A 12,633-nucleotide genomic window follows, 5' to 3' on the forward strand; every position below is an offset into this window, starting at 1 on the left:
TGTTATCCCGGTCTGCCGGGTAGGTTATCCACGCGTTACTCACCCGTCCGCCGCTGGAATAGAGGTCAGAAGTCAGAGGTCGGAGGTCGGATCTCGAGGGCATCTGCTTCGCAGATGCCTTTTCTCTACCTTACCTTAACCTCTCAGTTCTGACCTCTATTCCCGCACGACTTGCATGTGTTAAGCACGCCGCCAGCGTTCGTCCTGAGCCAGGATCAAACTCTCCATCAATACCTTGCGCTCAGCAACGCTTAGCCACTGTTCAGTTTTCAAAGACCACCCATTCTCTCTCCCTCGCCGCCGCCCCGCGACAGCGACATTTTTTATCTTATCACTCGCCTGCGCCCTCTGTCAACAGCCACTTCCTGCCTCCTCAGGAAGCTTTGTCGCCCCGGGCTCAGCAAGTCTTAATATAGCATGCCCCCTCTAATAGTGTCAACAGCTTTTGACTGATATCCTACGGTGCACGACTTGCCACTAATCAAGTCAAGGGCGGACCGGTTCGGTGATTTTGAACAGGCCGTTGCCTAAAAGACCGCTGTCGAGGTTGACATAGGTCAGCGGGACATCGCCGACGACGATATTCTCCACCAGCGGCACCCGGGTCGCCACTCTGACCTCGGTTTTCTGCCACGGCACAACGACCTGCACTTGCGTATCGAGATCGAGATAGATGCTGTGGCGGGTCTGGTTGATGCCTGCTCCTTCAAACTTATCAACCATGTTTACCCGCACGGCCCCTACCGGTATAACCTGCACCGGAATGCGCGGGCCGTAAGTGGCGAGCAGCTGGCTCCCCAGAGCCTGCCCCAGCGGAATGACGAACTCCTCCTGGCTGATACCGCGAATCCTGCCTTCCGCGGCCAGAGCAAAATCGGCTGCTAGTTCGCTGATGCGGCCGGTGTTGGCCTGCATCATCACAATGCGGCCCTCGTTATCCTTGTGCAAGCTAACAAGATCCTGGTAGTTGACGCTTTGGCTTTGGATGCAGCCCTTGACCGCCTCGTTAATATTATTGACAGTCACCTGCACCGCTTTTGCCCTCGCTATGTCTACAATCGCTGGCAGAAAGTGACGCTCAACAATAATAAAAGTATAGACTAAAACAGAAACGGCCAGGCCCAGCCAAACTGTTATGGCAAGCTTGCGCCGGCGTCTTTTGAACACTGGACAGCCCTCCCGCATGGTAAAGTATATGAAGGCAGCCATACAAAAAGAAACAGGGCCTGCGGCCCTGTTTCGCTGTAGACTATAAGCTGTAGGACTCCCCAGCACTCAACTCGAAGAGTCATTGCATTTAGAGCTACCGTTAGTCTTCGAGACGCCAAAAGTTCGATCTACTGCAACTTAACTACCGTAGTTGATTGCTGGACCGTTAGAGAATGCTTAATAAATCGGGCCTGCGGCTCTGTTTCTGATATCTAAAGTCTGATCCGGGCGAACTTACGCTTTCCGGCCCTGATCACCATGCCGTCGGCAATCTGGACTTCAAGGTCCGGGGAATCGACTCTCTGTTCGTTGATGCGCACCGCGCCTTGCTGGATCAGCCTCTTAGCCTCGCTCGTGCTGCCCGTCAAACCCGCCAGAACAAGGAGTTTGGGCGCCCAGATCCTTTGCTGCACCGTTGCCTCCAGGGGCAACTTGCACTCGGGCATATCGCTGGGAAGCTCGTGCTGCTGGAAAATACGCTTGAACTCTTGCTCCGCGTTCGCCGCGGCATTCTCGCCGTGAAACGCGTGGACGATCGTGTAAGCCAGCCGCATTTTGTAATCGCGGGGGTTAACATCCCCGCTTTCCAGTTCGGTCTTGATCTTTTTCAATTCCTCCAGCGGAACGTCAGTTACCAGTTCAAAGTAACGAACAATCAGTTCGTCGGGAATGGACATAATTTTACCGTACATGTCCTTTGGCTCATCATTGACGCCGACGTAGTTACCCAGGCTCTTGCTCATCTTCTGTATCCCGTCCAGCCCTTCGAGGATCGGGGTGGTGATGGCCACCTGGGGTTCCTGCCCGTACTCTTTCTGTAATGTCCGTCCCATAAGCAGGTTAAACTTTTGGTCCGTGCCGCCGAGCTCCACGTCGGCCTGGAGAGCAACAGAGTCGTATCCCTGCATCAGCGGGTAAAAAAATTCGTGAATGCTGATCGGTACCCCGCTTTTGAACCGTTTTTCAAAATCGTCACGTTCCAGCATTCTTGCCACGGTGCAAGTTGACGAAAGACGGATTACCGCCGCGAAATCCAGGGGGGCCAGCCAACGACTGTTAAAAACAATATGTGTCTTTACGGGATTCAGGACCTTGAAGACCTGTTCCTGGTACGTCCGGGCGTTGGCCTGCACTTCTTCTTCGGTAAGCTGCCGCCGCGTCTCGCTCTTTCCCGTGGGGTCTCCGACACGTCCGGTAAAATCACCGATGACCAGGTAAATTTCATGCCCGAGATCCTGGAACTGGCGCAGCTTTTGCAATACCACGGTGTGACCCAGATGGATGTCCGGCGCTGTGGGGTCCAGGCCGAGTTTAACCCGGAGGGGCCGCCCGGTTTTGACCGAACGCTGGAGCTTTGCGATCAATTCTTCTTCCGGAATTATTTCGACAACTCCGCGTTTGATGATTTCCAGCTGTTTGTCCAGTTCCAACATTTGCTTTTCCTCCATTAGGCCAAAATTTCCCTACATTATAACAATGCCTGTCCCGAGGGAACAACATGAATAGTCAATATCATTATTTCCCAAGTCATTTTAGAGGCGGCGGAAGAGTTATATAGCATGACGGGAACGGCTACAGGAAGACGGCTCCCAAAAGCGGTGGAAACAACCTTATCCATGATATAATGCATCTATATTGGGTTGCCTCACAACCTGGGGAGGAGCATATGATCGAGCGAAAACGCAAAAAAAGGAAGCTGCATTTCCTCCGGTTGCTTATTGTGCTGACAGCAGTCTTTATGATTATCGGCGGGGGATTCGCCTTCGGTTATACCGTCTACAGCCTACGGGACATCCCGACGTTTGACCCGGAATCGCTTACCCCCAGCAACGCCACACTTATTTACGACAAAAACGGGGAGCAAATCACCGCCATCGGCCTCGAGAAACGTATCCCGGTTAAGATCCAGGACGTCCCCGCTGTAGTCAAAAAGGCCTTCCTCGCCGCCGAAGACAACCGGTTTTATCAACACCATGGCATAGACCTGCGCGCTGTGGTGCGCGCCGTGGTGGCCGACCTGCGCCATGGCAATCTTACCCAAGGCGGCAGCACGATCACACAGCAGTTGGCCAAAAACTGCTTCCTGTCATCGGAAAAGAAACTGAAACGAAAGATTCAAGAAGTCTTCCTGGCCATCCAGATCGAGCGCCATTATACCAAAGACGAAATTTTTGAAATGTACCTCAACCAGATTTATTTCGGCGAAGGGGCCTACGGCGTGGAAATGGCCTCCCGGACTTACTTTGGCAAACCGGTCTCGGCGCTGACTCTACCCGAGGCTGCTCTCCTGGCAGGTCTGCCCCAGGCGCCGAGCGCCTACTCCCCTTACAAGAACATGGATGCGGCTACAGCGAGGCGCAACACCGTCCTCGACTTGATGGTCAAGTACGGCTATATCACTGCCACCGAGGCCGCCGCGGCAAAGGAAAAGCCAATCGAGCTCAGCAAGAGCGCCGATCAAGACAGGCCGGAGTATCCATACCCCTATTTCATCGATTACGTTACAGACCAGCTTGTCGAACGCTACGGCGACACGCGCGTTTTTAAAGAAGGCCTGAGGGTATACACCACCCTGGACCCTGCTATCCAGCAGGCTGCCGAGGCTGCCGTAGCAAAGCCTTCGAACTTCCCCGCCACCGAAAAGGACCACAAGGGTGTTCTCCAGCCGCAGACAGCCGTCGTTGTCCTTGATCCCCACACGGGCTATATCAAGGCTATTGTCGGCGGGCGGGAGCATAAACAGATACGCGGCTGGAACCGGGCCACCCGGCCCCCCGGGCGCCAGCCCGGCTCATCTATCAAGCCCGTCATTGCTTACGGTCCTGGCATCGAATTGGCAAGTATGGGGCCAGCCACGGTAATCGACGATTACCCCATTGAGTACCCCGGTAAACCCGGCTATAAACCCAAGAATTACGACGGGCAATACCGCGGCATGGTGACAATGCGCACGGCCGTGGCGCTCTCCATCAACACGGTTGCCGTTCAGGTGCTCGACCGGGTCGGCGCCTACCGGGCTGCCGAATTCGCCCGTAAATTGGGCATTACATCGGTCAACCCCGACCGCGAGGGCTTGTCCATGGCCCTTGGCGCCTCGCTGGTTACACCGCTGCAAATGGCCGGGGCCTATGGCGCTTTCGCCAACCAGGGCGTTTACGTGGAACCCACCGCCATCACTCTTGTCAAGGACGCGCACGGAAACGTGCTGGATCAGTTCCAGCCCCGGAAGGAGAGAGTGATGAGAGCGACAACAGCCTACTTGATCACAGATATGCTGCGCACGGCAGTGCAGTCAGGGACCGGCAAGCGCGCCGCCCTGGGAGCACGGCCCGTGGCCGGCAAGACCGGTACCACCGACGACCGAGACAACAACTGGTTTTGCGGTTATACACCGGAACTTGTCTGCACGGTTTGGATGGGTTATGACAACGATAATGTCTCCAGGCCGCGCTCCCTGCCTCCGGGATCTTTCGGCGGGACCTACACGGCCCAAATCTGGAAAGACGTTATGAGCCAAGCTCTGAAAGGAACCCCCATCCGCGACTTCCAGCGCCCGGGCAACCTGGTGACTGCCTCGGTCGACAGTAAATCAGGGCTCCTTCCGGGACCCAACACGCCGCCGGAACACATTGTTACCGACCTCTTTGTCCGGGGAACGGTACCGACTGAAGAGGACAACAGCCACGTCCTGGCTGAAATCTGTCCCGCATCGGGGCTGTTAGCCACCGAATACTGCCCGGAACGGGTGGCACGCGTCCTCTTCAAAACCGGCTACGAGGTACCGCCTATTGTCCAGGACTACGCTGAACGGCTGCCGACCAAAACGTGTGACATCCATGGCCCCGGCAGCGTTCTTCAACCGCTGCCTCCAGGTGACCAGCCGTCCGGTATTCTTCCGCCAATAGAGGAAGTCGGGCCCCCGCTGCGGCCTGAAGATACCGACAACGGTACCCAAAAACCTAATCAAAACAACAACTGGTAGGGGCATTAAAACCGGGTGAGGAAATGAATTCCTCACCCGGTTTGGCACTGGACGCTGGGCATTGATACTAACTTCTAAGATCTAACAGCCAACAGCATAGTTAAACCATCGCCTTCTGGCTGGCTTCAATCGCCTTGTCGATTTCACGCTGAAGTTCCGGCGGCAGCCCGTCAAGGTGTACATTCAAGAAGCCCCGGACGATCGTTGCCGTCGCCTCCTCCTCATCGAGGCCGCGGGCCATCAAGTATTCGATTTCTTCCGGAGCGATCTTCCCCACTGCAGCCTCGTGTGACATCTCGGCCCCGGCGACCCGTGCTTCCAGCTCAGGCACGGCATGGATGAGGCCCTTTTCAGAGAGGATCAGGCCGTGGCATTCCAGGTGCGCTTTAACGCCTTCCGCCGCTCCGATAAGATGGCCCCGGCTGATGATGTCGCCGCCGGTGGTAATGGTCCGGGCGATGGATTCCGCCCTGGTTTCGGGCGCTTCCAAAACGACACGGGACCCCACGTCCATGTATGTCCCGGGAGGAGCCGCCAGGATACTGTTAAAGCGTGCCGTTGCGCCGGGACCGGCCAGGTAGGCGGTCGGATACATCTGCAGCATTTCGACGCGGTGCAGGCAAACGTAGTTGGAGAGGAAAAGGCCGCCTTCCTCGATATAAGTCGCGCTCCTGGGACGCACGTGCATGTTCTCCGCCCAGTTGTGGATCATGGTAAAGGTGAGCTTGGCGTTCTTCTTAACGTAGAATTCCGAAATACCCATGTGCATGCCCCTGCGAACATCGGGCGCGCTGGCGCAGCCGGTAACCACGTTAAGCTCTGCGCCTTCCTCCACGACGACGATGTTGTGCACCGCCTGGGCAAGGTTGTCCTCGGCAATGTAAAGACAAGCCTGCAAGGGGTAAGTCGCCTTGACTCCCGGCAGGGCCCGGATGAAGTAACCGTGCCTGGCTTTATCCCTGGCATAGGCGGTAAACTCGTCCTGGTCGGAACGGATCAGCCGCCAGCAGTAATCCTTTAGCCAATCGTACTTTTCCAGCGCCTGGCTCGTGCTCATTATCTCCAGGCCGTCCTGACGGGCGGTGCAATGGACGACGGAATGGTCCATCTGAACGAAGGTTCCGGCACGCCCCCGGCCGTCCACATCGACGCCGCTCTCGAGCATGCGTTCCCTGTCCTTCTCTTCCAGCTTCGCGAGATCTTCAATATAAGCATGCTGGCAGGGCTCATCAGAAAAGGCGTTCGGCAGTACCTTCAGTTCTTTCATACCTTCACTTCCTCAATCAAGGAACAGCGAACACACTCGCCGTACCCCAGTTTTTGAATGCAACTGAAAAGCTCGAGAGGATTACCGTGGCAGGACAGGTGCCCCTCGTACATGACGTGCCCGACATCGGCGTTCACGTATTTGAGAATATGGCCGGTGTGCGTGATAATCAGCCCGGCCTTGGTCCGCTCGCTACGCTTTTGGCGCGGAGGTTTGCCGTTCAGGTTCAGGTCGCCGCGCTGCAGGAGGCGGTTGATCGTCTTGCCGAGAAGGTCGATGTTCTCCAGGTCGACTCCCGACTCCGGCTCGTCGATGAGGACCAGGTCGGGGTCCTGAACGAGCAGTTGCAGAAGTTCGGAACGCTTGACTTCCCCGCCGGAAAATCCCAGGTTGACGTCGCGTTCCATAAACTCGTCCATTTTAAGCTGAGCGGGCAACTCCGGGGATATCGGCCGGCCGTGGGCGCAGATCGTGAGCATGTCCTTCATCGGCAACCCCTTAATGGTCGGCGGGCGCTGAAAAGACAGGCCCAGGCCCAGGCGAACCCTCTCATACACAGGCATGTTGGTAATGTCGTGCCCCTTGAAGATGATGCTGCCCTCAACAACTCTATAGCGGCTGAAACCCATCAGGGCACCCAGCAGAGTGGATTTCCCGGACCCGTTAGGCCCCAAAAGGATATGGGTTTCACCGGGGAGTATTTCCAGGTTGACCCCATCAAGAATCTTCTTTCCATCAACGGCTACCGTAAGATTAGTTACCTTTAGCATTAAACCACCCCCGTCAACTGAAAATCGTCACCAGGGAATCGGGAAAACACCCGGGTTTCTGTCCACTGTCTTAAAATATGGAAAGCCTTGTTTTTCCATCCGTCTTTGTGCAGGTTCCCCGGACACGTACAAAGAGCTCCCGAACACTTCAGGAGCAATCATAACCGAACCGGTCATGATATTCTCTATCAGCTTCTTAAAACCTGCCTTTCTGCATCCGCGTGTTGATCCGGCTTTATAGCCTGTAACTCCATCCTTTAACGCGAATTTCCGAACGGCCCGGCACTCAACTCGAAGAACCATTACATTCGAGCTACCGTCAGTCCTCGAGACGCTAAAGGTTAGATCTGCGTGCAACTTAACTTCCCTAGTTGAGTGCTGGGGAGTCTTACTACTTACGACTTGCAACTATTCTATGCCCCTTTAATGTCCACTACGGTTACGCCGCTGCCGCCCTCACCCTGGTCGCCCAGTCGATAGGACTTAACGTGCCGGTTTTCTTTAAGAAGCTGCTGAACGGCGGAACGCAGCGCGCCCGTCCCTTTTCCGTGGATGAGATACACCCGCGAAGCGCCGGCAAGAACCGCGTCGTCAAGATATTTTTCAACTTCAAGCAGGGCCTCGTCAACCCGGTGCCCCCGCAGGTCAAGCTCGGCCCTGAAATCGCGGGCCTTTTCGAGAGCGACATCGCGCTGGTTTTCCTGTCTTGGCCGCGGTTGGCCTTTCGCCAGACGTATCTCGTTCAACGGTACGCTCAACTTGACCGCCCCCACCTGGACCTGCGCCTCGCCATCCTTGCCGGCGGCCACAACCTGCCCGAACTGCCCGAACCGCGGCAGGTGAACCGTGTCCCCGACACTGACGGAACGAGGCGCTTCGGCAGGAAGTACGTACTCGACCTGGGGCACCATCTCGTTCAGCCCTTCGATCCGCCGGCGGGCCTCCTGAGCGGCCAGCTGGCGGTCCCGCTCACTGTCCGAACGCAGCTTCTCGCGCAACTCCCTGATGATGGCCTCGCTCTCCAGGCGTAAGGAACGCAAGGCCCACTGCGCGTCCTCCGCCGCCTTTTCCAGATACGCCTTCTTTTTTGCCAGCAGGTTGGCTAGCTCGCTTTCGTGTTTCTCCGCCGCCTTTCGCGCCTGCTCCCTAAGCTGTACGGCCTGCTCCCTGGCGATATCGGCCTCGCGCTGCATGCGCTCCAACTGCCCGAGCAGTTCTTCCGCCCTGAGCTGCTCGTCGGCAAGATAGCTGCGCGCCGCTTCGACAAGACGGTCGGGCAGCCCCAGTCGCCGCGCAATCTCAAAAGCGTTGGAACGGCCCGGTCGGCCAACGATCAAGCGATAGGTAGGCTCCAGCGTTTCAAAGTCGAATTCCACGCTGGCGTTTTCCATCCGCGGACGCGTCGCCGCAAAATGCTTAAGTTCTCCGAAATGGCTGGTGGCCACCGTTTTGGAACGCCGGGCATGCAGCTCAGCGAGAACAGCCTGGGCCAGGGCTGCACCCTCCGCGGGGTCGGTACCCGTCCCCAACTCGTCGATCAGGACCAAAGAACCGACGTCGGCCTCCGACAGGATCTCCACCACGTTGCGCATATGTGAAGAGAAGGTCGACAGCTCGTTTTCAATGCTCTGTTCGTCGCCGATATCGGCGAACACCCGGGTAAACACGCCCAACCGGCACTCCTCCGCCGGGACAAAAAGGCCGGCTTGAGCCATCAGGGCCATCAGCCCGACGGTCTTTAAGGCCACCGTCTTACCGCCGGTGTTGGGCCCGGTCAGGACCAAGGTGTCGTAGTCCACGCCGATGCTGCACGAGATAGGAACAGCCCGGCCCTTGATCAGGGGGTGCCTGGCCGACCTGAAAGAGAGAAAAGCCCCCTCCCCCACTTCGGGGGAAACGGCCTGGAGCTCACCCGCAAGCCTCCCCTTGGCCATCGCCAGGTCTATGAAGCCCAGGATCTCCATGTCAAAACAGATGTCGTTCACGACCTCGCCGACCTTGGCCGTCAAATCGCTCAGGATCTTGAACACTTCCTGCTTCTCCGCCGCTTCCAGGCGCCTGATCTCATTGTTCTTTTCGACCACGGCCATCGGCTCGATAAACAGCGTCGCCCCGCTGGCCGACTGGTCGTGGACTAGGCCCGGGACCTGGCTGCGGTATCCCTGCTTGACCGGTAATACGTAACGTCCTTCGCGGATGGTTACGATGGGCTCCTGCAAAAACTTCTGATAGCTTGCCGATCGAATGGTTTTCTCCAGGTATTCCTTAACCTGAAAGCGCATCTGTTGAATGCGCCGCCGCAGGTCCGCCAGGCGGGGCGTAGCCTCGTCCGCAACCTCTCCCCCCGGCAGGACCGCTTTCCTGAGCTGCTGTTCGATTTCGAGAAAGGAAACAAGGGACGAAGCCGCCCGGGAAAGGATGGGATAGCTTTCGCTGCGCTCCTTAAAAAACTTCTTGATTCGCTGGACGGCGCCGAGCGTCATCCCTATCCGGGACAAGGCTTCCCCTTCCAGGACGGCGCCCCTTTCGGCCCTGGCCAGGGACTCGCGTACGTCGTACCATCCGCCCAACTCGGCGGTGGGGTCGAGACGCAAAAGCAGCACGGCCTCCCCTGTCTCTGCCAGCATCCGGACAATCGACGGCAGATCGGACGTAGGGGCGAGCGCCAAGGCGGCTTCCCGCCCGAGAGGGGAATACGCGTGGCGCGCCAGGCGCTCGATGATTTTATCGAATTCTAAACGCTCCAGTGTTTTGGCGTCGGCGATAAGCAACTACAGCACCCCGCGGTAGTAATGTCCTTTGGTGAAACCCTGGGGGCTCAGCGCTTCCAGGTCCGCCCTGACCTTGTCGGGCACCTGGTAACGGTCGGGGTTTCGCACGCAGGCGTCGATAACCTTCCTGTAAATTCCCGTTGCTTTAAGGACGTAGGCCGCTGATTTCAAACGGCCGTCGATGCGTACCGCCGCAACCCCGGCCTGGACGAGCTCCGGGACGGCGTCGACAGCGGATAAATCCCGCGAGTTGAAAATGTGCATCCGGCAGGCCGGATCCACCGCGACGGGAAAAAGAACGCCCAACCTGTCTTTTAACATAAAGGTATTCGTCTTGCAAGCGGCCTTGCATTGCACTCCCGTTTTACCCTCGCCGGTAACGGCGCCGACCACGCAATAATCGGAGACCATCAGGGGCACCGAGCCCTGTACCAAGGCCTCTACGGGCAAAGGAGAACACGCGGCTATGCCGCGCACCTGGTTGAGTGTCAGTTCAGGGGAAAGGGTGACGCATGACAGACCCATCTCGGCCAAAAAGCAGATCGTTTGCGTGTTAAACACGTTGAGGTGATAATCCCCCCAAATCGGGAGGCCCCCCCCTACGTATTCTCTCGCCACGCCCAGGTTCCCCGCCAGGATTCCCGCTGCATCCGAACCAGCGGTGTTGATGAGGCCTTTCCATTTTGTAAACTCGCCGTCCCGTACGATGCGCGGGACCCACAGATAAAGGCGGGCGCCCCCGCGCCTGCATATGCCCAACGCTTCGGATATGTTCCCCGCATCGGCCCTGCGGCGCTTCCCGGTTCCTAAGCCTTCGCCGGGATAAAACACGACATCCGCTCCGCCGTCCACGGCCGCATACACGCAGTCGAGGTCGGATACCGCGACAGTCAGAAGCGGCTTATCCTTCCGGCCGCCCTGCTTGCGGCAAGACACGTTCAGGTAAACCTTCAGATCGTGCGCGAACTTATCTTGCGATATACGACTCCGCCTGTAGTCTGCAGCCCTTTTTTGGGCCAGGCTTTCGACGGCGCGGCGCCGCAGTTCGTTGACCTCACTCAGCGGGTACATTACGGGACTTTCGACGAGGTATTCGAGAACAGCAATTTCAAACGGCGTGTTGCCCAGGCGGCCGAGGTGCTCAGCCGCCGTTTCCCGTGTCAAAGGCCTCTTTTGGGCCGTTTCTCCGACAAATGATCCCGTCTCGGTGACGGTGTGCCCCTCCCCGTCGTCCAAGAGCAACCGCAGCGGCTGCCCCACTCCTCCCCGGAGGGAGGCACGGATGGGAATTTTTCTGATCTCCCTGGGCGAAGCATAGGTCTCCCTCGCCCTGCGCAGCAAGGAGGCGTCCCAGGTCTTGAAGACCCTGTCCCCCGGCTTGATCCTGCCCTCAACGGGAACAGCCGCCACCGATCCGGCAGGCGCCCGTTCCACCTCGCGCCCGGCGACACGCAGGCGCTGCACTTCGGTGGATACCCTGCCGCCGACCGAAACCCAGAAGTCAATCCCGTCGCCCACCGCGAGCTTGGTATCAAGGGCGATTTCGGCCTCTCCCTTGCGGGCGTCGTAACGCTGTATACGGCCGGCGGGCAGCCCCCGGTTGTTGGGCTGCGTATAATTCATCAGTTCCCGGCCCGGCCGGCCGAAGAAGTATCCTGTGGAAAACCGCCGGTTAAAGATCTGGGCCAGATCCCGCTGCTCTTCGTCCGCAACATAGAAATCCCCGGCGAGAGCCCGGTCCAGGACCCTCCGGTAAATGCCCACGACGACGGCGACATATTCCGGACGGCGCAGGCGCCCCTCGATCTTGAACGCGTCGATGCCCGCCTCCACAAGAGCGGGAAGATGGCGGCAAAGGTTAAGGTCGCGGGTGCTCAACAGGTACCCGCTCTCCAGCACACTCCCGTTACCGACGAGTTCGTAGGGCAATCGGCATGGCTGCGCACAACGACCGCGGTTCCCGCTGCGCCCGCCGATCAGGCTGGACATCAGGCATTGCCCCGAATAGCAGACGCAAAGGGCCCCGTGCACAAAAACCTCGACCTCTATCCCGGCTTGCTGCTTCAGGTGGGCGACCTCGGGCAACGACAACTCGCGGGCCAGGACTATCCTCGAAAACCCGATCTCCTTCAAGCAGACTGCCGAAGCCGGGTTATGCACCGTCATCTGGGTGCTGGCGTGCAGCTCGAGGTCGGGCAGCAAACGGCGGGCGAGGCGCGCCAATCCCAGATCCTGGACGATTACCCCATCGGCGCCGGCGCCGCTGATCGCGTACAGTAACGCCGCCGCCTCTTCCAGTTCGTTATCGTCTATCAGCACGTTCACCGTAACGTAGACTTTTACACCACGCACATGGGCGTAGTCAACCACCCTGACGAGGTCATCGGCGGCGAAGTTCTCCGCCGATTGCCGGGCATTGAAAGACTTGCCGCCGAGATAAACGGCATCGGCACCGTTTTGCACGGCGGCAACCAGGGATTCCCAGCTTCCCGCAGGAGCAAGCAGTTCCGGTTTGTGAGCTCTTAGAATCGCTTTAATACCTCCGACCAGCGGTTTTGTATCGTCAAGTATCTTAAATCCTACCCTGAAAAACAGCGCAACCCTGAGGGAGCAGGCTAAGCCGCCGGCTCCACG

The 12,633-nt window shown here is 58.0% G+C and carries 7 protein-coding genes and 1 rRNA gene; 1 reads left to right on the forward strand and 7 read right to left on the reverse strand.

Annotated features, from left to right (window positions below):
* The 3 genes from ACUM6F_RS12390 to tyrS form a co-directional block, all read right to left on the reverse strand.
* Positions 1 to 231: ribosomal RNA gene (locus ACUM6F_RS12390) — 16S ribosomal RNA — on the reverse strand; the annotation flags it as partial.
* Between the two features lie 255 nt (positions 232 to 486).
* A complete protein-coding gene (gene yunB / locus ACUM6F_RS12395; RefSeq protein WP_425621990.1) occupies positions 487 to 1,167 on the reverse strand; it encodes a sporulation protein YunB in 681 nt (226 codons plus the stop codon).
* Between the two features lie 254 nt (positions 1,168 to 1,421).
* Positions 1,422 to 2,642, reverse strand: coding sequence for a tyrosine--tRNA ligase (gene tyrS / locus ACUM6F_RS12400; protein WP_445349436.1), 1,221 nt, complete (start codon positions 2,640 to 2,642; stop codon positions 1,422 to 1,424).
* A 233-nt stretch (positions 2,643 to 2,875) separates the two neighbouring features.
* Here tyrS and ACUM6F_RS12405 point away from each other — a divergent pair, with 233 nt between their 5' ends.
* The gene (locus tag ACUM6F_RS12405; RefSeq protein WP_445349437.1) at positions 2,876 to 5,191 is read left to right on the forward strand and encodes a transglycosylase domain-containing protein; all 2,316 of its coding nucleotides are present in this window, start codon (positions 2,876 to 2,878) and stop codon (positions 5,189 to 5,191) included.
* Positions 5,192 to 5,291: 100 nt separating this feature from the next.
* Here ACUM6F_RS12405 and ACUM6F_RS12410 read toward each other — a convergent pair whose 3' ends face one another.
* The 4 genes from ACUM6F_RS12410 to ACUM6F_RS12425 all read right to left on the reverse strand — a co-directional run.
* Positions 5,292 to 6,458: a SufB/SufD family protein gene (locus ACUM6F_RS12410; RefSeq protein WP_445349438.1), complete on the reverse strand. Its 1,167-nt coding sequence runs from the start codon at positions 6,456 to 6,458 to the stop codon at positions 5,292 to 5,294.
* On the reverse strand, positions 6,455 to 7,228 hold the full coding sequence (locus tag ACUM6F_RS12415; RefSeq protein ID WP_445349439.1) for an ABC transporter ATP-binding protein: 774 nt from the start codon (positions 7,226 to 7,228) through the stop codon (positions 6,455 to 6,457). Before ACUM6F_RS12415 ends, ACUM6F_RS12410 begins: the two co-directional genes overlap by 4 nt.
* A 413-nt stretch (positions 7,229 to 7,641) precedes the next feature.
* Entirely contained in the window at positions 7,642 to 9,999 is a 2,358-nt protein-coding gene (locus ACUM6F_RS12420; RefSeq protein ID WP_445349440.1) for an endonuclease MutS2, read from the reverse strand.
* Positions 10,000 to 12,633: U32 family peptidase (locus ACUM6F_RS12425; protein WP_445349441.1), on the reverse strand; the 2,634-nt coding region annotated here is incomplete at its 5' end.

Source organism: Desulforudis sp. DRI-14 (genome assembly GCF_052618305.1).

Excerpts from the sequence above, each read along its gene's own strand:
- ACUM6F_RS12410 (WP_445349438.1), bottom strand. The coding sequence starts at position 6,458 with ATGAAAGAACTGAAGGTACTGCCGAACGCCTTTTCTGATGAGCCCTGC.
- ACUM6F_RS12415 (WP_445349439.1), bottom strand. The coding sequence starts at position 7,228 with ATGCTAAAGGTAACTAATCTTACGGTAGCCGTTGATGGAAAGAAGATT.
- tyrS (WP_445349436.1), bottom strand. The coding sequence starts at position 2,642 with ATGTTGGAACTGGACAAACAGCTGGAAATCATCAAACGCGGAGTTGTC.
- ACUM6F_RS12405 (WP_445349437.1), top strand. The coding sequence starts at position 2,876 with ATGATCGAGCGAAAACGCAAAAAAAGGAAGCTGCATTTCCTCCGGTTG.